Genomic DNA, 21,553 nt, shown 5'->3' with positions numbered 1-21,553 from the left:
AACCCAAGGAGAGACACATGTCCCTTACACGCAGAAAAACGATGTCAAACGCGATTGGCATGGCATTTGCTGCCCTGACCAGCACTGTTATCACCCTACCGGCAATGGCCCAAAGCACAACTCAGACTCTCAGCTCTGAATCCGTAATCGAGACCATCAAGCAAGATGGAGTGATCCGGATTGGTCTGTCGATCTTTACGCCATGGTCGATGCGCGACGTAAACGGAGAGCTTATCGGATTTGAACTCGACGTAGGACGCGAATTGGCCAAGGATATGGGTGTGGATGTTGAATTTGTGCCGACAGCATGGGACGGGATCATTCCCCAGCTGGTCGCGGGCAATTTTGATGTGATCATTTCCGGCATGTCCATTACGCCAGCGCGCAACCTAACAGTCAATTTCACCCAGCCTTATGCCTTTTCCGGCCTGACCATTCTTGCAAATACCGCCATGACAGAAGGGTTCACCCTCGAGGATTATAACTCTCCCGATGTGACCTTTGCTGCACGCCGCGGTGGCACTCCCGCAACTACCATTGCCCAGTTGTTCCCAGAGGCGCAGTTGTTGCTGTTTGACGAGGATGGCGCGGCAACGCAGGAAGTACTGAACGGCAATGCGCATGCAAACATGCAGGCCGAGCCTACACCCTCAATTGAGGTGCGCCGCTATCCTGACAAGTTGTCTATTCCCTTTGACCAGACTTTCCTCGCCACCGGCGAAGGCTTTGCCCTGCGCAAGGGGGACGGCGATGCGCTTAACTTCTTTAACAACTGGATCGCGGTCAAGCAGGCCAGCGGCTGGCTGAAAGAGCGCAACGATTATTGGTTCAAAGGCAACAACTGGGAAGATCAGGTTAACCAGTAAGTCTCTGTGCGCGTGCCCTCCCTCATACGACGTCTTGTCTGGGCCGACTGGCTAATTCTCATCGTGCTTTTGGGCGCGGTGAGCTATATTTTGTTGCGGCTGGAGGGCACGCTTAACTACGCTTGGCGGTGGGAGTTGATACCGGATTATATCATCCGTTACCGCGAGGACCGGCAGGAATGGTTCGCAAATCTGCTGCTGCAGGGTCTTTTCGCAACGCTGCGCATCTGCATCTACTCTGGCATTTTCGCGGCGGTATTTGGCGTGATCCTTGGTGTGGCGCGTTGCGCCGAAAACCTGACCATCCGGTTGCTTGCGCGCACCTACCTCGAAGTGTTGCGCAACATCCCTCCTGTGGTCATCATCTTCATCTTCTTTTTCTTTTTGTCCCAACAACTTATTGATGCACTTGATATGAACGCGTGGGCGCGTGGTATCGCACGCAGTGACAACGCCCCAATCTGGGAGTTTTTCTTTGGCGATATGCGCCGGTTTCCCTCGCTGGTGTCAGGCGTGCTTGTTCTAGGCCTGTTTCAGGCAGCGTTCGTCGGGGAAATTGTACGTGCCGGCATTCAGTCGATTCCAAAAGGACAGATCGAGGCGGCCCGCGCCATCGGCATGAGCCGCTTTCAGGAAATGCGCTATGTCGTGATGCCGCAGGCGTTGCGAAAAGTTGTGCCGCCAATGGCAAACCAGTTTATCAGCCTCATCAAAGACAGCTCTATCATCTCGCTTATTTCGGTTCAGGAACTGACCTATAAAACGGTCGAATTGGTGGCCTCAACACGGCTGATTTTCGAGGCATGGTTGACCACGGCAGCATTCTATTTCATTTTGTGCTTCGGACTGTCGCTCCTGTTCAGACGCCTCGAATAGGTTTCGACGCCGCCACCTCACGACGGTTCAAACGGACAGAACTACACGAAACAGGATGGCAAAATGCACATCTAACGAGTTTGAAAGCCATTACTCCCGCCGTGTCACAACCCAGCCGAGCAACAGTCAAGTTGCGATAAAAGCACATTTTTTCGCTATATTTTGTTAGAGGAAATCGCGCTTGTTGCACAACGACAACTCATAGTAGCATCGCAAAACGGCTAGATTAGGTGTCCAGAGCTGAAGTGTGCAGGATAGCGTACGATTATTTGAGGTAGTGATTTGTTTTCTCGTCTAGAAATCTGTTTGGCTGTTGTGGTCGTTACCCTCACAAGCATCCTCTTTACGCTGAACACAAATTTGCACTCCGAAAAGGCGGTGCGGGAATTCGACGCTATAGCAGAAGATAGCGTCAATGTTCTTTACGCCCGCCTGCAGACACATTTGCTCAGCGTCATGGGCACAGCTGCATTTGTCGCTGCATCTGACGATGTAACTGCCGTTGATTTCAAACACTATATAGACAAACTCGACATCGGCAACCGACTGCCCGGTGTCACAGGCATCGGCTTCATTGTCGAAGTCCCCGATGACGGCACGGAATCATTCATGCAACGGATGCGCGCAGAAAATGATCCATTCTTTAGTTTGAGATACCTGTCAGAAGAAGATACGCACTTTATTCTTAAATATATGGAGCCCGCCCTTCCCAACATCAATGCAATCGGTCTTGATCTGACGTTTAGGGAGGATCGCTCGGACGTAATGAAAATTGCCCGTGATACCGGCACGCCCCGTCTGACACCGCCCATCCAACTGGTGCAAGCAGGCGGATCCAGCATCGGATCAGTTTTGTACATGCCGATCTATACAGCCTCTTCCGTGACCGGCGAACGCGGCACCTTTCTGGGCTGGGTCAACGCGACCTTTGTAGCGGAGGATATTTTAAGCGATATTATCTCTGCACAGGGAGAAAGTTATACCCTTCTGGCGTATGATGGCCCTTCTGGTGAAGGTGGTATGGAGCTTTTTCAGGGTAAGCGCGACACAAACGCCCCCCCCAAGTTTACAAAAGCCCATCAGATAGAGCGTTTCGGGCGGACTTGGACACTGAATTTTAGCAGCACACCGAAGTTTGAAGCGGCGCAGGTCAGCTATCAACCCTTGAGCATTATGCTGACCGGTCTCACGTTGACAGGTTTGTTGCTTTCCATTCTACGCAATATCCGTCGCCATGCCGATACGATCAAAGAGATTTCCAACCTGAAAACCCGCCAGATCGCTGCACGAGTTGAAGAAAACCGCTCGATTATCGAAAACCATGTCACTGCGGTGTTTGTGCTGGATTGCCGAGACCGGGTGCTTTTCGCAAATCAGGCAGCGCAGCAATGCTTTGGCCGTTCAGCGTCAGAAATGTATATGGTGGAATTTGCGCTAATCGTAAAAACCACCCAGTCTACCGATGGATCCTATAACGCCACCGGTCAATCCAAGGATGGTCGCACCCTCGAGCTTGATCTGCACCGGAACGAATGGGTGAGCAGTGAAGGAGAAAAGCGCAGCACCGTGATTTTCCGCGACATGACAAGCCAGAACACCGCACAGCGGGAACTTAGCAAAAGCAAAACCATTTTCGACCTTGCGCTTCAGGGGTCCGAAATCGGTGTTTTCGATATCAACCTTCAAACTGGAAAATCGGAAGTGTCAGAAACTTGGTGCCGGATCATGGGATACGAGCACGGCTGCAAAGATCTGGACACTCAGCAAGTTTTTCTTGCGCGCATCCACCCCGAGGATATCGGAACTCTGGAAAAGGCCGATGCTGATTGTATCGCCGGGAAAACTGCGAGGTCCGTTGCGGAATACCGGATGAGATCAATCGACGGCGACTGGTGCTGGATGAGGTCGAACGCAGTCGTTGTCGACCGCGACGCAGAAGGCGTTGCCCTCCGCCTGATCGGCACGCAAATGGACGTCACGAGGCTGCGCCGCGACCGCGACGCGCTCGCAGATAGCGAACGGTTGTTTCGGCAGGTTGTTGACCATGCGCCGATCGGCATGGCGCTAATGGATGACACAGGGCATTTCGTTGGTGTAAACGCGGCGTTCTCGGCACTGTCAGGCATGAGCCAGGAAGATCTGATCGCTGGTGGCCGGCTGTCCAACATGCTCCCCTATGATGATCGCAAAGCGCTCTACATCGCGATCTCTGATATGATCAAAGGGAAAAAGGGCACGGTCTATTCAGCCGAACACCGGATTATCGGGCCGAACGGCGAAGAACGGTGGGGCCTGCTGAATGTGTCATGGTCGCTGGAAAAAAACAAAAGCCAATACTTTTATATCGCACAAATCATCGACATTACTGACCAGAAGAAAATCGATCTGATGAAGGACGAATTTGTCTCGACAGTCAGTCATGAACTCCGCACCCCGCTGACATCAATCAAGGGCGCCTTGGGTCTGCTAACAGCGGCTAAGATCAAAACACTTAGCCACGCGCAGTCGCGGCTGATCGAAATTGCAAAATCCAATGCCGACAGGCTGACCAATATCGTAAATGATATTCTTGATCTTGAAAAAATATCCTCCGGCGAGGTTATGTTCAACAATGATGACCTCGATATGAATGAAATCATCCGCACGAGTGTCTGCGAGATGTCTCCATTTGCCGTCACGCATGACTGCTCGATCGTGGTTGATCTACCTGACGGCCCCCTACCCGTTTATGTTGATCAAGGACGGACGCAGCAGGTTCTGGCAAATCTGATTTCAAATGCCTGTAAATATTCAGACCCAGAAACCGACGTCGTCGTCAGAGCCGAAATGATTAACGACCTTGCCATTATTTATGTCCAGAATACCGGACCCGGCGTGCCCAAAGCATTTCGCTCCCGCATCTTCCAGCCTTTCTCGCAGGCAGACAGTTCGGATACGCGCGCAAATGGTGGAACAGGGCTCGGTTTGAACATCTCTCGCCAGATTGTCCTCCGCCAAGGTGGGCAGATTGGTTTTGAAAGCGTTCCGGGCGGCCTCACGGTCTTCTGGTTCACCGTACCTCTAGCCGACGGTGTTGAAGACAAAGCTCATGTTGCAAAGCAGGTTACTGATGCTGCCAAGGACATGATAACCATTCTCCACGTCGAAAGTGACAATGATTTCGCCGAAGTTCTTGCCGGAGCACTTAAGGGATTTGGGGATGTAAAACACGCCAAGTCCCTCGCTGTTGCGCAACAGATCATTGCCGGGGAACGCCTCGATGTAGTGATTTTGGACTGGTCAATGCCCGATGGCGACGCAAGCGAGCTTATAAACCAGATCAAGATGCGGCAACCCGATGCGAAAATAATCGGCCTGACATCCACTAGCAAACAATCAAGTGATCCAAGACTGTTCGCCCACATGGTTAAAAGTCAGACCGATCTTGGCGCGGTAGTAGACTCAATCACCAGATGCGTGCCCCTCGCGTCCTGACGCAACTGTTGGATAACACAAGAAAATGACACATTAGCCACAATCATGCCGAAATCCTCACGCATACAGTTGGTTAACGCTAGGGAGTAGCCGCGTAATACCGTTAGGCTGAACGCGCAAGATGCGAAAAGAGAACAAATGGTAAAGTCATCGGACTTGAAAAGTAATGCGACATCCGCTGTCTTGAGCGGCTGTGCGTTAGGCGGGGCCTGGTACGGCCTTGCCCACACCATATTTTCTGGAACTGCAGAAGCGATTGTCCCCGCATTCGGCGCAATTGCTATCGCGTCTACTGTGCCCACCTTCATCTTGAATCGCGCTGCACATCGGCGCTTCCACGACACCCGCTTTTCCATGGCCCAGCGCCTAGATGCATTTGACAAACACGCCTGTATCAACATCGTAAACGAAAACGACGAGCTGACAGAGGTGAACGAAAAGTTGCTGGAGCTCACCGGCTATGACCGCGTCGATCTGATAGGACAGCCGGTTACGATCTTATACGAGGCCTCCGGAAGCAAGATAGCGTTGGAGATCCGCAACAATTTGCGCAGCGGCAAAAGCTGGGAGGGCGAAACCGCCCTACGCCACAAAAACGGGCACACCGTCTACACACAGTCGACGATCATGCCTCTGTTCGATCGCTCTGGTAATTGGGGAGGATCCATTTCGGTGCGAACCGACATCAGCCGCACCAACGAGCTGATCTCGGAGCGTCATACCGCCCAGACCCTCTATGAGCTACGCGACGATGTCTGGATCATTGATTCCGAGACCGAAACATTCAGCTATATGAATCGCATCGCCGAGAGCCGCTTTAACATCAACAGCGACGATTACCGGAAAACCAGTTTTTCAGAGCTTGCTCATCAGCGCGACACAAGCGAAGTTTTGGCCGCCTGCCGCGAATTGAAGGTATCCGGCAAACCGTCAACAAGGTTCGAAACTGTGTTGATGGACATACCTGTGGACGTCAGCATAAAATTTTTACCGGGCACGGATGAAACGGGCCGCTACCTGATCCTGATAAACGATATTTCAGAGCGCGTTGCCCAAGAAAAACATAAATCCGCGTTCATCTCTACAGTCAGCCACGAGCTACGCTCACCACTGACATCAATCAAAGGCGCAATGGGACTACTGCTTTCCAAGTCGGCCGGAGAGCTACCTGTTAAGGCTGTATCCCTTCTGGAGATTGCTCATCGCAACGCCGACCGCCTTGTCCTGATAATCAACGATATTCTTGATCTGGATAAGATCTCCAGTGGCGAAATGGATTTTGAGCTCAAGGACGTCGATTTGGCCGCATTGGTGAAAGAAGTCAATGAGGCAAATGCAATGCTTCAGCAGCGATTTGGCGTGCAAGTTGAAATCATGGGACTAGACGTCGCATTGCCGTTCAGGACAGATCCGAACCGGTTCATACAAGTGCTGACGAACCTGTTGTCAAATGCTTACAAGTTTTCGAAGCCTAATAGCACCATCTTCATTGATGTCGCAGACGAGGGTGCGCAAGTGCGCGTTTCGGTCAAGGACGAGGGCCAGGGCATACCGGCAGAAGATCAGCATAAACTATTCAACAGGTTCTCCGACATGGCAAATTCCGATCGCGCGTTGAAGGGTGGAACAGGTCTTGGCCTTAACATCTGCAAAGCGATTGTCGAAAACATGGGCGGATCCATCGAATTTGAATCTACCGAAGGTATCGGGACCACATTTTACTTCTGTCTCCCCAAAGTTGCGTTACAAGACGCACAACCTGCATTAGAAAAGCAGAAGCGTCAGGCATGACAGGGAGTGGCAATCGATGATCAAGTTACTACACGTAGAAGATGATGCGGATATCCGTGAAATAGCGTTGATGGCTCTTGAAATGTCAGGCGAGTTCGAAGTGCTTCAGTGCAATTCTGGCAATGACGCCCTTGAAAAGGTTTCTGAATTCGCACCGGACGTGTTTTTGCTGGATATGATGATGCCGGGCATGACGGGCCGTGAGACACTGGACCAGATGCGCAAAGATCCCGCGCTCTCGGCGGTTCCCGCAATCTTCATGACCGCTCGCGCCCAGCATTCCGAGATCGAGGAATTGCTCGCGAATGGTGCGGCTGATGTGATCAGCAAACCGTTTGATCCCATGGCGCTGTCAGAGCAGATAAAACAGGCCATCGAAAAATCCATTCAAAGAACCTGACCCCACCCCGGCTTGGCTGGAATAGGAAGATTGAAAAAACAGATGCTTACGTGAATGGCGCGCGTGTCGCTTATGACCTCTGCGCGAGCAGTGTCTGGCTCATGCACACAAAGTCATCAAGTTCCTCAAACAACGAATGTGGCAAGCTCCCCTGAGCACCATCGTTACTGTCGAGGAAAGTGATGATTGCGCCCTCGCAACTGCGTGCCGCCTCCCCCAACTCTACAAAGCCGAGCGAACCTGCAGAGCCCGCAATCTGATGCAGAACATTTTGCGCCCCCTGCAGGTTTGAGGACTGCGCAGCAGCGCTATCACTTTCCCATGCTGCCAGTGCGTGATGGGCAATTGTTGTTTGTCGCTCTGCAAGCAGCGACAAAAAGCGTTCTTTGATACGCTCAAGGCCGGGCAGCTCTGAGGGCATATCCTTCATGCCCGCTGCGGCGAGAGCCAGAGGTCGTTCATAGAGCGCTCGTGCGCTGCACTGGCAGCCTCCGCCGACAGATACGCAGCCGATACAGCCTCCATAACAGAGTTCTCTGACTTCCAGATAAGCCGGATTGCATCACCCGCACTGACGCGGACATAAAGTTGCTGACCGGAATTATCAAAAAGCTCGGTGCGTGAAAGCGACAAATTGATCGCATCCATCATCGGAGCCATGTCAGGGCGCCAACCGCTTTCGGTGACACAAACGAATGTGCCGCTACCAGCATAAGCCATGAGGAACTGATGCCCCGCCAATGTGTCCGAAATCACCTCTGCAACGTCAGAAATCAGAAATGCAAATTCGGCGGCAGAAAGATGGGCATGATGCTCTGCAATCTTGCGAACTGTGAAGGCGAATGTAGAGGACCCGAACATCGAACCGCGTGCAAGCTGGCGCACGTAGTTCTCCATTGCCGGGTATTCGATTACGTTATCTACATCGTAGATGGAGACCGGATCATGCAGCTCAAGCTTGCTTGCGAGTACATTTGGTTGAGCCTGCGCAGAACGAGATTGGGTCGCAAAAATCTTTTTGGTTCTGATCCGGCGGGTTTTCACCAGATCCTCGACCAGGCGCAGCCTCGCCGTAAGCTCCGTCACCTCAAAAGGCTTGGTCACATAATCAGTCGCACCCGCAGCGAAGGCAGCATCAATGTAGCGCTTGTCCGACATTGCCGTGAGCATCAGAACGGGCGTGTCAGCATGTTGCGCCATATCACGAATGTTTTGCGTGAGTTCGATCCCGTCCATCTGAGGCATCTGAATATCAAACAAGAAACAGTCGAAACCTGATTTACCGGATGATTTCACAAGCTGGATTGCCTCTTGACCGGAGGTCGCTGTCACCAGCTCATGCCCGCCAACGAATTCAACAAACTGCGCAAGCAATTCGAGGATGATTGGATCGTCATCAACAGCGAGGATTCTCATTTCTATCTCCGGTACGTTTCCGGGCCATTTTTCGGATGCCCGTTTATTTTTCTATAGTAACAACCTGTATGAGAATGATGGCATAAGTTTGTCGGATCGAAACAATATTGGATAAACCAGAGGTATTGTCGCGCCGAACCTTATTCTTATTGGCTCCGACATCTTTATCTGCATCAGGAAGTTGCGTTTATTTTAGTGTCAAATCGCGAAAAGAGGTCCACCTCATCCGAGATCAGAAAGTGAGGAAAGCGCCCGCCCCCTGATTTCAGGGCCTGCAGCTGGTTACACGCTGACGTGCCCGACCAGATTCGCTGCTCCGAGGTTTGTCTGAATTTTCCCGTAGGCGGGGTTGGTACACCGGTACCCTCCGAGTCCCAAATTTCGCCCAGCTTTTTATTGAACTCAGCTGTATGTGTCTCAAAGTTGATCCGCTTACGGTCAAAGCTGCATCCAAAGAATCGGCCATTGCCGACATAGGCCATCTCGACATTCAGTCCGGCAGTCGCGTACCCCGCCGCTTCGGCGATAAGTTCTAGACACTGACGAAATGCTGTAGCACCTACAGACCGATAAATGCCGCGCAAACCGCAGATATCCAGATCAAAAAGCGTCATCGCAAAACGCTGCGTTTTACAGCGCAAAAAGCGGTTTTCGAGGGCCAACATATTGGTCATACCGTCGCCACTCAAACTCACCGGAGCATCAAATGAGACCTTCAACAGCCGTGACAGCTCTCCCATGGAGTGATGCGCGGTGCGCAAACTGCGGTTGAGCAAACCTGCACTTTTCACCCGTGCGATCAATTCCAGCTGGTTCAGCGGCTTCATCAAAAAATCAGTCGCGCCTACATTGAAGGCCCGTGCCATCAGGTTCTCTTCAGTGCAGCCGGTAATCATCAGGATCGGAACAGAGCGGTACTCGGCTGTCTTGCGGAGCAGCTCGCACATCTCGATGCCATCAATCCCCGGCAGCATGATATCCAGCAGGATACAGTCAAATGGAGTTCGCGATCCTTCAAGGGCATCAAGCGCACTTTCCGCACTGGGATGTGTGGCGAGGTCGAAACCATCGGCACTGCACAAAGATGCCTCAAGCAGTTCGAGGATCACCGGATCATCATCAATTGCCAAAATGCGCATCAAAAGCTCCAAAACAACGGTTCCGGACACAGCCATGCGGTGCATCCTCAGGTAAATTTTATAAAAAACGAAGTTTTGGGCATTAAGGTGTCCATGGCGTGAAACAATTTCGGCAAACCATCACTAAATTAGGTTTTTGCGCTTTTAATCACGCGTAAGGGCGCGATGCCCCCTATACTTCACTTTATATAGGGGGACCGATGGCACATTATAGGTTATCCTTGTGCAGTAGGGCGGCTCTTCTGCCTACCTCTCGGCATCTATTCCGCCGGAAACTCCGGTACGGGCGGTTTTGACCGCGCCTCACGCCTTTCCCCAAGCATTAGCATGGCAGGGGTCACTACAAGGGTCAGGATCGTAGCAATCACCAATCCCCCCGCAATGGCCGAGGAAAGCTCGGTCCACCACTGGGTTGAGGGCGCACCATATACGATTTCGCGCGTGAAGAAATTCAGGTTCAGTCCGATCACCATAGGCAGCAATCCCAATGCCGTCGTCAGAGAGGTCAGGATAACAGGGCGCAGCCGTTGCGCTCCTGTGCGCAGTGCGGCCTCCATCGGGGATTGGCCGGATTTTTTTAGATCATTATAGGTGTCGATCAAAACAATGTTGTTGTTCACCACGATCCCTGCAAGGGCGATGACACCGATACCTCCCATCACAATACCAAAAGGTCGGCCCGTGACGATGAGACCCAGCAATACACCGGCAATCGAGAATATGATCGCAGACATGACCACGAAGGCCTGAAAGAAGTTGTTGAACTGAAGCACGAGGATAACGAACATCAAAAATATCGCCGTCCCGAAAGCGCCAACAAGAAATGTCATGCTTTCAGCCTGATCTTCCGCCTCGCCGCCGAAACTAAAGGCGACCCCCTCGGGCAAATCTATCGCATCAAGCGCCGCCGTCAGTGCCACAACCTGATCGTTGACCAGAACACCGGGTGCAACGTTTGCCTCAATCGTCGCTACGCGTTTTTCATCGATGCGGCGGATAACGCCTGTCCGGTTCGAGGGGGCAAATGTGACAAAATTCGAGATTGGCACAAGACCGGCCGAGGTTGGCACCCGCAGGCTGCCCAACTCAGCAAGCGAGCGCTCTTCTCGCGGGAAACGTACGCGGATGTCGAGCGATCCATCGATGTCATCGGGCCGGTAGTCTGCTACAGTTATCCCTTGGGTCAGTAACTGCACCGCCTGTCCCAGCAGGCTCACGTCTGCGCCAAACCGGGCAGCTTCGGCACGGTTCACGAGGATTGATACCTCAACGCCGGGCACAGGCCGTGTATCGGTCACATCGGTAAAACCACCCATCCGGTCCATTATATCGCGGACCTGCTGCACTGCTACGCCCTGAACATCGGGATTACGGGCGGTGATTTGCAGGTTCACAGGTTTGCCCGCTGTGGGACCGCCGCTTTCAGTTTGGACCTGTACGTCGATGCCAGCGATATCGGATACGCTTTTGCGAATATCGATTCCGATTTCGGCAGCTGTGCGGCGAGTGTCCCATGGCATCAGCTCCAATTGTAACGTGCCGATGGTTTCTTCGTCGCCCTGCCCCGCCGACATAATAGAGCGGGCATAAATGCTGGCGATCTCATCATATCCAAGAATGCGCTCCTCAACGGCACGCACCAGTGCATCGCGCTCGAAGATCGAAAAATTATCACGGGCACGGACCTGTACCTGCATAAAATCAGGTTCGACGGAGGGAAAGAAACTCACACCTTTTCCGAAGGTGCCATACATGCCAAAGCCCCCCAGCAGCAGTGCAATCGCCAACAGCAATGTAGCTGCGGGGCGCATGATGGCTCGCTCCAACAGCCGCACATAGCCACCGGTAAATCCGCCCATTTTGCGCGGATCACCAAATTCGGCGGCGTGTAGTGCAGCTTTTGACTTTGCTGACTGCGGCTGGCGCTTGCCGATCAGTCCGCCAACAACGGGGATAAATACGAGAGCCATGAAAAGGGAAGCTGAGAGCGTGAGGATCACGGTGATGGGGAGGTATTTCATGAATTCTCCCACCATTCCGGTCCAGAATAGGAGTGGAAAGAAAACGGAAAGTGTGGTCGCTGTCGAGGCGATAATCGGCCAAGCCATGCGTTTGGCCGCAAAGGTGTATGCCTCTTTGGGCGCGGCACCTTCTTGTAATTTTCGGTCGGCGAGTTCTGTCGTCACGATCGCGCCGTCCACCAGCATCCCGACCACAAGGATCAGTGCGAACAAAACGATAATGTTCATGGAAAAACCCATGGCCCAAAGGGCGATAACACCAGCAAAGAACGCCCCCGGAATAGAAAGTCCCACAAGGATCGCGGAGCGGGTGCCCAGCGCCAGTACAATTACGATCATCACAAGAATAACGGCAGCGATTACGTTGGCCTCCAGATCGCTTAGTAGGTCTTTTACCTGTTTGGACTGGTCTTGCAGATAGGTGATTTCGATGCTGTCAGGCCAGTCAGCGCGCATCTCTTCGACCAGCGTCTTCACCTCATCCACGGTTTCAATGATATTCGCGCCAGAGCGTTTAGTGACCTCCAGCGCCAGAGCAGGCTGGCCATTGATGCGCGCGAAAGAGTCCGGGTCCTCGAAAGTACGCCTGATCGTGGCTACATCGCCAAAGGTAACAACCGCGTTGCCGCGCACTTTCACCGGCATCGCCATCACATCTTCCAGATCCTCGATCAACCCCGGCACCTTGAGTACAATCCGGCCCGATCCTGTCTCGATCGCACCGGCAGCAATCAAGCGGTTGTTGCGCTGTATCTGCCCGATCAATTCATCGAATGACAGATTATAGGTCTGGAACACTGTCGGATCGATGAGCACTTCGAGAAACTCGAACCGCTGGCCGCCGATGTCGACCTCGAGCACGCCCTGAAGGCCCTCGATCTCTTCCTGCATCTGATCTGCCAAATCGTTCAGCGTGCGTTCCGGCACAGGGCCTGACAGGATCGCGGTAATAATTGGAAACAGGGCGGTATTGATCTCTGTGATTGTGATATCATAGGCGTCATCTGGCAGGTCGCCCTGCGCCCGGTCGGCCGCTTCGCGCACCTTATCAAGGGCTTCCTGATTGTCACCGCCGGGGATAAATTCAAGCTGGATAGAAACAAACCCTTCGGTCGCATCGGACTTCATGCTCTGGAGGCCGGAGATAGAACCAAATTCCGTTTCCATAGGCTCCAGCAAGAGCCGCTCGGCATCCGTAGGGCTAATTCCGTCCAGACCGGTCGAGACATAAAACAGCGGCAACGGCACCTCGGGATTGGCCTCTTTGGGGATCGCGACATAGGCATAAGCACCCACCCCGAGGATGAGCAGCAAAGCCATAACTACGACCCGCGACCGCGAAAATGCAAAATCAATTATACTGTTCATCGCGCTGGCTCCCCCGCGCTTGGCGCGACAGTCTCGGCGGCGTTGACGTACCCCTGACCGACCGTGATCATATCGGCGCTTTCGGGCAAGCCGGTGACCCATATGCCGTCAATCTGCGCTTTGACGACCTGCACCTCGAAAAACTCGACCACGTTATCCGCGTTGACCGTTTTGACCCCTAGCGCGCCTTCGGTGTTCAACGAAACGATTGAGGGTGAGAGGAAATGTGCCGTGATCTCTCCAGTGGGAATGCTCACCTCCGACGAGATGCCAGCAGGGATTGCGCTATCTTCGTTCTCGACTTCGATCTCGGCCAGAAATGTACGGGTCTCAGACGCGGCAGAAGTGCCTACAAAGGTCACGACACCCGCGCGCTCTTCTCCGGTAATGAATTGGACAGTTGCCAGCTGCCCCACCGATAGGCGCGTAAGCGACTGTTGTGGGACCTGAATGGCAACCGTGAGAGGTGTAATATCGACCAAACGCCCCACTTCGGTTCCGGCAGAAACAAACTCGCCCTCGTCCAGATCAAGCGTCTCGATCCGTCCGGCAAAGGGGGCCGTAATGGTCAGCGCCTTTGCCGCCTGTGCAGCATCTGTTACCTGCGCCTGTGCCGTGGCGAGCGCAGCACGCGCCTGTGCCACACGATCTGCGGTCGCGACACCCCGGTCGAGCAATTGCTGCGCATTGTCAAACTCACGTTGCGCACGGGCCAACTCCTCTGCGGCACGGTTGGCATCGGCTTCGTTTCCAACCGGATCAAATCGGGCGATAATATCCCCCGCTTGCACGTCCTGCCCCTTCGCCACCAAAACCTCGGCTATATCTCCGGATGCTTCTGCTCTCAGCATGGTATCACGGTCGGGCAATGCCTGACCTTCGGCCTGGTAATATTGGGTGACGGTTTCGGCAACCGATGTTGTCACTGCGACCGCGACAGGTTGGCGATTTTCGCGTGCGGCAACCGGATCAGTTTCCTCCGAAGGAAATACAAATCCGCTGCCCATCCAGCCGATGATCAGTACAACCAGAATTGCGGCAAACCAAGTTGATCGCGAGGCGCCATCGTCAGTAGTGAACACCAGCTCTTGTGGCTTGGTCGCAGATGTATTTTGTGCTGACCTTTTAACTACTTGTGGGTCCATTGCCAATTCTTGCGACTGCGCAGGCTCTGTTTTTGCTGTGTCGGTCTTAGCGGTCATTTCAATGATCCTTGAGGGTGTTCAGGGCAACCACAACTGCGGCGTCGAGTGATGCGTAAAAATCAGCATAGGCCCCCAGTCTGCTTACGGCTGGAGCGTCTTTCGGCAGGCTTTCGATTGTTTGTGCAATATCGGCCTGTATCGCGCGGTTGCGCCGCTGGATCCCCTTGAGCATTGTACCATAGGGGTTTTGCGCAAGTTGGAAAAAATCCTGACGGTCGCCAGGCTTCGTGATCCGCTTGATCAATCCACGCTCTTCGAGAAGGCGGATACTGGTGCTGATGCTCGCACGGCTGACCTGCAAGCGCGTTGCAAGATCGGTAAACGAAACGGTATCGCCATCATAGATAAGCAGCCCGAAAACACGTCCCGCGATTCGAGGGAGGCCTTCTGCCTGACTCACCAAACCGGTCTTTTCGATAAATCCGGTGCGAACAGCATCCTCTTTCGCGTCTTCAGACATTCAATGTCTCCTGTCTAGCGTGCGATCAATATTTATATGGCGCCGTCGTCAAATTTGTTCAGTCATAACTGAACGAAATATAGCGCTACTTCAACAGGTGTGTATCGTTATCGTGCTTATTCTCTGCGGGGCCTTTACCCATCAGTACGAAAAGCTAGACTGGCGGATACGCGGTGTGCCAGATTCTCCACCGCTGATTTATTGACAAGTATGGATGATCCCCGCCGCTTTCCTCGGGCGGTTCTTGTTCATCTGGGTATGAGTGAAAATGGAGTTAATTTATGGGACGCACACGGACCGCACTAATCGTAGCAATCGCCTTCGCTTCAACATCTGCAAAGGCACATGAGGTCTGGATCGAGCCATCGACGTGGCAAATGCCAGCGGATACAGATTTCACAGCACAACTGCTCAATGGTCAAAACCTCGAAGGTCAGGCGCTGTCATGGGATCCCCGTGTTATCCTGCGTGCAGAAACATGGCAGGGCACAGAAACTGCCGCCTTGCAGGGGCGTTTCGGCGATGTGCCAGCTCTCACCGGAAGCGTAGGATCCGAAGGCCTTCTGACGCTGTTGTACCAGAGCAAATTCAATACAGTAGTATATCAGGATTACGAGAAATTCGTCGAATTTCTGACCGAGAAAAACCATCTCGAGATATTAGATGCCCATGCGGCCCGTTCGCTGCCCAAGACGCCAATCAAAGAGGCGTTCTCGCGCTTTTCCAAGGCATTGATTGCTGTCGGGACTGGCGCTGGGGAAGATATGGCGCGGGGATTGGAGATCGAGATTGTTGCCCTCGACAATCCCTATACTTCGGACATCACCGGCGGTCTCCGGTTTCAGGCACTCTTTGAGGGGGAGCCGCTTAAAAGCAACCGCGTGACACTGTTTGAACGGGATCCGGCAGGAATGGTACAAACCTCAGTGGCGCAAACCGATGCTGAAGGGATCGTGCGTTTTCCGATAAGGCAAGACCACACCTATTTGGTGGATACAGTTGTGATGCGGCAACCGGATAGAGCGCTGTTTATTGCGTCAGGCGGCGCGTTTTGGGAATCGCTATGGGCGTCGCTGACGTTTAGCGTCCCGTCGCGATAAACCCGCGCTGTCAGTACAGTCCGTTTATCTCCAGCGGCAATTTGTTGACCTTGCGCTCCTTGAGCAGATTGCGCGGCGGTTCAGCGGCATCTGCCTTGCGCACCCGCTGGAACTGACGCTGTGCCACGGCAGTCGCCTTTTGCTGGCTGTCGATCACGGTGGGGCGCAGAAACACAAACAGAGTCCGCCGCGTCTGGTCCTTGCTGCGCGAGCGGAAAAGCCCGCCGATCAGGGGCGCGTCGCCCAAGCCCGGTACCTTACCCAATGACGAGTTGCTGTCGTCAGTTATCAGACCACCAAGAACGATTGTCCCGCCATCCTGTGCCTGAACAGTTGTCTCGATCACGCGCCGATTGGTTACCAGATCGGCAGCACCCTCAACATTCGCGTTAACGAGGCTCGATACTTCCTGAGAGATGTCGAGGCGCACAATTCCGTTTGCCGTCACACGTGGAAGAACCTGCATCGTTATGCCGACGTCACGCCGTTCAATCGTGGTGAAGGGGGTGGCGGTATTACCGTCCGTCGCAAAAGAACCGGTCCGGAACGGTACATTCTGACCGACTACGATCGTCGCGGCCTTATTGTCTGTGGTTGTGATAGACGGGGTCGAAAGCAGGTTTGCCTGTGTGGATTGTGACAGGGCCTGGACCAGAATGCCAAACCCGTCAACGCCGCCGCCCAAGGTCAAACCACTCGCGAGACCCGAGGCCTGACTTACGCCAAGTGCGCTCAGCACATTCCCCAGCGAACTGCCTCCGTTGCCAAAGGATGTTGCCGCAAACCCGCCGCTTTGCCCGCCCGGTCCAAAACCCAGCTGGGTGCCCAATCGCTCTGCCACGTCACCGGACACTTCGACGATTGCCGCTTCGATCATGACCTGCTTGGGGCGCTGGTCCAATGCGGCAATCAGATTCGACGCCTCCTCAATCTGGCGCGAGGTGCCACGGATCACGATTGAATTTGTCTCTGTGGAGGCCTGTATCGACACCTCCGGCGCGGGACCGGTTGGCACCGGTGCCTGACCCTCAACAGCTGCCGCGACAGGGTTTGCGATATCAGCACCGCCTTGCAAGGTTTCCGAAACGATATCGGCAATTATCTCGGCATCGCCGAATTGAAGTGCATAAAGATGGGTTCGTTTCTGCGCCTGTGGATCATTACGCGGTGCCACATCCAGATCACGGGCTAATTGCCGGATCTGGCTGATGTCGACTTCGCTGCCGCGCACAAGCAAAACATTCGATGCCGCATCAACAGAGATTTTGGCACCTGTGCCAGAGGTACCCAGTACAGCACTCATGGCCTGAGCCACTGTTTCGGCTTCGGCAAATGTGAAACGGATCACCTCGGTGCGCTGGTCGGCGGGTGTGTCAAAAGTGCGTGCGATATTGACAATGCGGTCTACGTTGGCCTGAGTATCGGTGATTATGATCGCATTAGGATCGGTAAGTGCCTCGATATAGCCGGTTTGAGCGACTAGGGGTCGCAAGACGCGCACCGCCTCGGCAGAAGGAAGCCGGTCAAGCGGGACAAGCTTTGTGATAACATCCTGATCACCTGCACGCCCACCGGGTGGCACAGTGCCGCCTTTGGCAATCGACTGGTTCTCGGGCACAACCTCCCAGATAACCCCACTTTCGACCGCGACAAACCCGCGGACCCGCAGCATAGATTGGAACAGGGACCACACACCCGCCTGCGTCAGCGGGGTTGCAGAAATAACCGTCACGTTGCCCGCCAGATCAGGATCAATCACGAGTGTACGTTGTGTGATTTCCGACACCTGCTCAGCCAGAATGGAAATCTCTGCATTACGCAAATTAACCACGAATTCGGCTTTTGTATCGTCGAGGGCAATCTCCTGAGCCGAAAGTACAGCAGGGAAAAGCAAGATCACGAACATCACAAGCCATGCAAATTTGCGCATTATCTCCACCCTCATCCCAACTACCTCAGCGGAAAAGACAGCAACAACGCCTGTCCGTTCCGCACCACTTCCAAGCGGGCAATCCCCGCCGCTGCGACCTCGTCATAGAGCAGTTTATCACTGTCCAGATCACCCACCGTCTGGCCGTTAAGCCGGGTTATCACATCACCCGCCTTTAACCCAGCTAAAGTCACGCCGATGTCGGGGTCGGTCTTTACCCTGTAACCATTTTCCACCAGTTCCACGCCGACACTTTCCATCGCCGCTTGCGGATTTTGCGTGATCCGGTCGCGCCACTGGTTTATGTATTCCTCGGTCGTCTCTGGAGGGGGTGCATCCCGCAGATCAATCGAGCCGTTGCCCGGTATCAAAGCGGCTGCCAAACGGGCAAAAGGATCGCCCGTTTCGTCGACTGGCGCCTGATCAGTTTGCACTTGGGTAGATCCTGGTGCGCCCAAAACCCCTGAAAACCCCAAAACAATTAATTCATCACCGGATTTGAGCGTGATCGTATCCGCATTTATAGCAACCAACTCCGTCTGTTCGACGTCATCTCCAACACTGAATACCGAGGTGCTCCCATCGACAAGAATAAAGGCACGTGATTGGGCGGGATCAGGATCAACCAGCACGCCGCGCAAAGCAAGGTTGACCGAGGTGCGTGCGACCGGTTCTGTTGCTGTTTGCGCAAGACTAATCACCTGACCAAAAGGCGCCAATGCTACGATACTGTCTACATCGCGGGTCAGCGCCTGCGCCGCGGCAACTTCGGGTGTCACCACAGCAAGAGGCATCACACTGGTATGGCCCGCTCTGTGCCACACGAGTTGCAAAACCGCATATGTCGCAGAGGCAAAAAATACGGCCACCAACAACAAGCTCAACATCCAAACACGCGGTGCTGTCATTGGTCTGTCCCCCCAATTGCGAGATAAGCCGTTAGCGCCACCAACGCGCCGTCAGGCCCCTGCAGAGGGTCGAAAACCCGTGCCGTCACTGCACTCAAACCCGAGCCAGCCAGTGGCAATACTTCCTGCCGCACTGTCCAATCGACTCCGAGCGCATTGGACCATGCCGGTATCATGTCCACGCCGAGGGTCGTCGCGGCCAGCGCGTTTTCCGCAACCCAACGCGCCGCAACCCTGTCCGAAAGGCCCCGCATACCTGCCACATGACGCTCTACCCCGACAAGCAGTGTAACAGAACCTACTGCCAGCACCGCAAGCGCGACCAGTGTTTCGATCAGGGTAAACCCTGCCTGCGTGTCGCGAGGGCGGGTCATTGCGTGGCGTCCGACAAGACGGCAGAGGCACCATCGAATGTAAGAATGCGTCCCAAATGGCCTGATGCCAGACGCAAAACATCCACCCCTGCGCTATTGGGCAACAAATCCGGCGTAATCCGTACGGTACCACGCTGCGCGCCGGCAGGACCCGAAAGCAACAGATCATCGGCGAGCCGGTGGTTCTCAGCCAGAGGCGCACCAGATGCATTTTGCCACGCACCCTCAGACCACTCCTCAAAACTATACGAATCGAGCGTCCAGTTAAGCCTGAATAACTTGCCATCTATAAGGCTGCGCTCGGCTGCGATGTTAAGGCGCGACATTAAAAGGTCTGCCTCTTGGGCGACTGTGCGCGAATTGGGCGCAGAGGGGAGTGCGTACAGGATCACACCCGCACTCACCCCGATCAGCACCAGCACAACAAGGATCTCGATCAGCGTAACGCCAGCATCAAGGGATCGTTGCTCAGCCATTCGAGGCTGTAGCCGTACCGAGCTGTATATCCGCATTCACCCCGTCACCGCCGGGCTGGCCATCCGCCCCGAGACTGATGAGGTCAAAGCGCCCACTTTCGCCTGGTGACTTGTAGACATAGGGCGCGCCCCATGGATCCTGCGGCATCACCGCGAGATACCCTCCCGATGCCCAACTGACAGGCTCCGGCGCGATTGTAGGACGCTCGACCAGTGCCGACAGGCCTTGCGCGCTGGTGGGATAAACACGGTTATCAAGGCGGTAAAGCTCCAGCGCACCGGCAATAGAGCGTAGATCGGTTTGCGTCACGGTGACCCGTGCCTCATCCGGACGGCCAATGACATTTGGCACGACCATGGCAGCGACAACCGCGATAATGACCAGAACGACCATCATCTCGATCAATGTGACACCAGCGTCCGCCTTGCGCGGCCTTGCAATGCCGCGCTTGCACAAAATGCAGCGGGCAATTTTCCGGTCAAACATGAAACTTATCTCCTAACTATACCGTATGTGGGATATGCTAACCGACATACGACAAGGACAAATAGAAGAAGCCCCACTAAAAGTATAACATAGAAACACTCCGTGAAAACAAAAAAATCTCTTTTTTTTCAGAAAGTTACCGCGCCAAGCACCTCGCCTGACGCGGCAAATCCTGATGTCTCATCAAAGAGCGGTAGCGTCCAGCACCTCGCTGCGTATGGTCCATTGCACGCGTTGGCATTACGCGCAGTTGATCAGGGGTTCACAGTTGTACCTGCGGAAAATGTTGGCCTGCATTCCATTGCTCTTCCTGTGAAATCAACACGGCAACAAGCAGCGGCCCTTCCCTTTGCACTCGAGGATGCAATCGCCTGCCCGTTGGAGCAGACACATTTTTCGCTGCTGGGCGACAGATCCGATGGGATGACGTTGGCGGCGACGATAGATGTTTCATGCCTTCTTCGCTATCTAGAGAAGGGTTCGCCGGACAGCGCGATAATCCCCGAGCAAGCTCTTATTCACCCACCAGTCGCTGACGCGGCTGGCCACGTGGTTTGGCGGGCCTATCGTCACGCCGACCGTGTTCTGGTCCGCGCCTCTGACGGGACAGGTTTCGCGGTACATGCGGATGTGCTTGCTCACATCTGGCAAGCTGCGGGCAAACCGCGCGTTGACAGCTACGGGGCTGACCTGCCGGCAGGTTTCCCATGCAACGACCTATCGGCACAGGAAGTGCCACAACCGGACAGCTTGTTTGCCGCCGATCTACGGCAGGGCGTTTACCGGCCTTCACAGGGTTTTGCCAGACCGCTGAAACTGCTGGCGGCCTGCGCGGCGATCGCCGCACTGTTCCACCTTGGCATTGCGGTTCTGGATGTGCGGGCCCAAAAGGCCATCGCACAGGATTTGCGGGCAGATGCCGCGCGCGCGCTCACCCCCTTGCTGCCCGATGCCTCGCCCGATGATCCGCCTGCCCTGTTGCAGCGCCAGCTTGCTGCACTGGCTGCACCGCAACGCGGGTCATCGTTTTTGCCACTCATGGACCGTGTGGCCGAGGCGCTGCTGCTGCTGCCGGATGCGGTCCAGTTTCGTCAGTTGAACTGGGCCGGTGATACGCTGCGCCTAACCGTCGAGGCCGCTGATCTGGGTGCCCTGCAACGCGCAGAAACCGGTCTGAAGGATAGCGGCCTTTTGATCACAGTCGGCTCCGCTGCGGTGGATTCCGGGGCTGCGCGGGCTGAATTGACGGTCCGCCCGTGAAT

At 54.3% G+C, this 21,553-nt stretch carries 18 protein-coding genes; 7 read left to right on the top strand and 11 right to left on the bottom strand.

What is annotated here, in order from left to right:
- Positions 1-17: 17 nt before the first annotated feature.
- The 5 genes from C8N30_RS10620 to C8N30_RS10600 all read left to right on the top strand — a co-directional run bounded on the left by C8N30_RS10620 (position 18) and on the right by C8N30_RS10600 (position 7,407).
- Complete coding sequence (locus C8N30_RS10620; RefSeq protein WP_025060952.1) at positions 18-866, top strand: transporter substrate-binding domain-containing protein; 849 nt, start codon at positions 18-20, stop codon at positions 864-866.
- 6 nt (positions 867-872) lie between these two features.
- The gene (locus C8N30_RS10615) at positions 873-1,742 is read left to right on the top strand and encodes an amino acid ABC transporter permease (protein ID WP_249038041.1); all 870 of its coding nucleotides are present in this window, start codon (positions 873-875) and stop codon (positions 1,740-1,742) included.
- Positions 1,743-2,024: 282 nt separating this feature from the next.
- Positions 2,025-5,216, top strand: a complete 3,192-nt coding sequence (locus C8N30_RS10610) for a CHASE domain-containing protein (RefSeq protein WP_037967745.1) — start codon at positions 2,025-2,027, stop codon at positions 5,214-5,216.
- Positions 5,217-5,354: 138 nt separating this feature from the next.
- On the top strand, positions 5,355-7,007 hold the full coding sequence (locus tag C8N30_RS10605) for a PAS domain-containing sensor histidine kinase (RefSeq protein WP_025060949.1): 1,653 nt from the start codon (positions 5,355-5,357) through the stop codon (positions 7,005-7,007).
- A gap of 16 nt (positions 7,008-7,023) precedes the next feature.
- Entirely contained in the window at positions 7,024-7,407 is a 384-nt protein-coding gene (locus C8N30_RS10600; protein WP_025060948.1) for a response regulator, read from the top strand.
- Between the two features lie 70 nt (positions 7,408-7,477).
- Here C8N30_RS10600 and C8N30_RS10595 read toward each other — a convergent pair whose 3' ends face one another.
- From C8N30_RS10595 to C8N30_RS10570, 6 genes are all read right to left on the bottom strand, one after another.
- Positions 7,478-7,837 (bottom strand): Hpt domain-containing protein, encoded by a 360-nt coding sequence (locus tag C8N30_RS10595; RefSeq protein WP_025060947.1) that lies wholly within the window; start codon positions 7,835-7,837, stop codon positions 7,478-7,480.
- Positions 7,834-8,823 carry a response regulator gene (locus C8N30_RS10590; RefSeq protein WP_025060946.1) on the bottom strand — a complete coding sequence of 330 codons (990 nt, stop codon included), beginning with the start codon at positions 8,821-8,823 and terminating at the stop codon, positions 7,834-7,836. Before C8N30_RS10590 ends, C8N30_RS10595 begins: the two co-directional genes overlap by 4 nt.
- Positions 8,824-8,996: 173 nt before the next feature.
- Complete coding sequence (locus tag C8N30_RS10585; RefSeq protein WP_051567085.1) at positions 8,997-9,998, bottom strand: response regulator; 1,002 nt, start codon at positions 9,996-9,998, stop codon at positions 8,997-8,999.
- 224 nt (positions 9,999-10,222) lie between these two features.
- Positions 10,223-13,351, bottom strand: coding sequence for an efflux RND transporter permease subunit (locus C8N30_RS10580; RefSeq protein WP_025060944.1), 3,129 nt, complete (start codon positions 13,349-13,351; stop codon positions 10,223-10,225).
- Positions 13,348-14,553, bottom strand: a complete 1,206-nt coding sequence (locus C8N30_RS10575; protein WP_025060943.1) for an efflux RND transporter periplasmic adaptor subunit — start codon at positions 14,551-14,553, stop codon at positions 13,348-13,350. The genes C8N30_RS10580 and C8N30_RS10575 overlap by 4 nt, the downstream gene beginning before the upstream one ends.
- A gap of 1 nt (position 14,554) precedes the next feature.
- Positions 14,555-15,016: a GbsR/MarR family transcriptional regulator gene (locus C8N30_RS10570; protein ID WP_025060942.1), complete on the bottom strand. Its 462-nt coding sequence runs from the start codon at positions 15,014-15,016 to the stop codon at positions 14,555-14,557.
- 281 nt (positions 15,017-15,297) lie between these two features.
- On the opposite strand from C8N30_RS10570, the gene C8N30_RS10565 reads away from it, so the two are divergent.
- Positions 15,298-16,116, top strand: a complete 819-nt coding sequence (locus C8N30_RS10565) for a DUF4198 domain-containing protein (RefSeq protein WP_025060941.1) — start codon at positions 15,298-15,300, stop codon at positions 16,114-16,116.
- A gap of 10 nt (positions 16,117-16,126) precedes the next feature.
- On the opposite strand, the gene gspD is transcribed toward C8N30_RS10565, so the two are convergent.
- Genes gspD through gspG form a run of 5 tightly spaced genes read right to left on the bottom strand, consistent with a single transcriptional unit; the run spans position 16,127 to position 20,291 of the window.
- Entirely contained in the window at positions 16,127-18,046 is a 1,920-nt protein-coding gene (gene gspD / locus C8N30_RS10560) for a type II secretion system secretin GspD (protein WP_025060940.1), read from the bottom strand.
- Between the two features lie 20 nt (positions 18,047-18,066).
- Positions 18,067-18,954: a type II secretion system protein N gene (locus C8N30_RS10555; RefSeq protein ID WP_025060939.1), complete on the bottom strand. Its 888-nt coding sequence runs from the start codon at positions 18,952-18,954 to the stop codon at positions 18,067-18,069.
- A complete protein-coding gene (locus C8N30_RS10550; RefSeq protein ID WP_025060938.1) occupies positions 18,951-19,328 on the bottom strand; it encodes a type II secretion system protein in 378 nt (125 codons plus the stop codon). The genes C8N30_RS10555 and C8N30_RS10550 overlap by 4 nt, the downstream gene beginning before the upstream one ends.
- Positions 19,325-19,804 (bottom strand): prepilin-type N-terminal cleavage/methylation domain-containing protein, encoded by a 480-nt coding sequence (locus C8N30_RS10545; protein ID WP_025060937.1) that lies wholly within the window; start codon positions 19,802-19,804, stop codon positions 19,325-19,327. The genes C8N30_RS10550 and C8N30_RS10545 overlap by 4 nt, the downstream gene beginning before the upstream one ends.
- A complete protein-coding gene (gspG, locus tag C8N30_RS10540; RefSeq protein ID WP_025060936.1) occupies positions 19,797-20,291 on the bottom strand; it encodes a type II secretion system major pseudopilin GspG in 495 nt (164 codons plus the stop codon). Before gspG ends, C8N30_RS10545 begins: the two co-directional genes overlap by 8 nt.
- A gap of 102 nt (positions 20,292-20,393) precedes the next feature.
- Here gspG and gspL point away from each other — a divergent pair, with 102 nt between their 5' ends.
- Entirely contained in the window at positions 20,394-21,551 is a 1,158-nt protein-coding gene (gene gspL, locus C8N30_RS10535) for a type II secretion system protein GspL (RefSeq protein WP_025060935.1), read from the top strand.
- The last annotated feature ends 2 nt before the right edge of the window (positions 21,552-21,553 follow it).

The sequence above is a fragment of the Sulfitobacter guttiformis genome (assembly GCF_003610455.1).
GTDB classification, from domain to species: domain Bacteria; phylum Pseudomonadota; class Alphaproteobacteria; order Rhodobacterales; family Rhodobacteraceae; genus Sulfitobacter; species Sulfitobacter guttiformis.
The sequence above is the reverse complement of the archived record's forward strand: the minus strand, read 5'-3'. Positions and strand labels throughout refer to the sequence as shown.

Bases quoted from the DNA above. Each gene is read 5' to 3' on its own strand.
- C8N30_RS10620 (WP_025060952.1), top strand. From the start codon at position 18: ATGTCCCTTACACGCAGAAAAACGATGTCAAACGCGATTGGCATGGCA.
- C8N30_RS10605 (WP_025060949.1), top strand. From the start codon at position 5,355: ATGGTAAAGTCATCGGACTTGAAAAGTAATGCGACATCCGCTGTCTTG.
- C8N30_RS10600 (WP_025060948.1), top strand. From the start codon at position 7,024: ATGATCAAGTTACTACACGTAGAAGATGATGCGGATATCCGTGAAATA.
- C8N30_RS10595 (WP_025060947.1), bottom strand. From the start codon at position 7,837: ATGAAGGATATGCCCTCAGAGCTGCCCGGCCTTGAGCGTATCAAAGAA.
- C8N30_RS10590 (WP_025060946.1), bottom strand. From the start codon at position 8,823: ATGAGAATCCTCGCTGTTGATGACGATCCAATCATCCTCGAATTGCTT.
- C8N30_RS10585 (WP_051567085.1), bottom strand. From the start codon at position 9,998: ATGGCTGTGTCCGGAACCGTTGTTTTGGAGCTTTTGATGCGCATTTTG.
- C8N30_RS10580 (WP_025060944.1), bottom strand. From the start codon at position 13,351: ATGAACAGTATAATTGATTTTGCATTTTCGCGGTCGCGGGTCGTAGTT.
- C8N30_RS10575 (WP_025060943.1), bottom strand. From the start codon at position 14,553: ATGACCGCTAAGACCGACACAGCAAAAACAGAGCCTGCGCAGTCGCAA.
- C8N30_RS10570 (WP_025060942.1), bottom strand. From the start codon at position 15,016: ATGTCTGAAGACGCGAAAGAGGATGCTGTTCGCACCGGATTTATCGAA.
- C8N30_RS10565 (WP_025060941.1), top strand. From the start codon at position 15,298: ATGGGACGCACACGGACCGCACTAATCGTAGCAATCGCCTTCGCTTCA.
- gspD (WP_025060940.1), bottom strand. From the start codon at position 18,046: ATGCGCAAATTTGCATGGCTTGTGATGTTCGTGATCTTGCTTTTCCCT.
- C8N30_RS10555 (WP_025060939.1), bottom strand. From the start codon at position 18,954: ATGACAGCACCGCGTGTTTGGATGTTGAGCTTGTTGTTGGTGGCCGTA.
- C8N30_RS10550 (WP_025060938.1), bottom strand. From the start codon at position 19,328: ATGACCCGCCCTCGCGACACGCAGGCAGGGTTTACCCTGATCGAAACA.
- C8N30_RS10545 (WP_025060937.1), bottom strand. From the start codon at position 19,804: ATGGCTGAGCAACGATCCCTTGATGCTGGCGTTACGCTGATCGAGATC.
- gspG (WP_025060936.1), bottom strand. From the start codon at position 20,291: ATGTTTGACCGGAAAATTGCCCGCTGCATTTTGTGCAAGCGCGGCATT.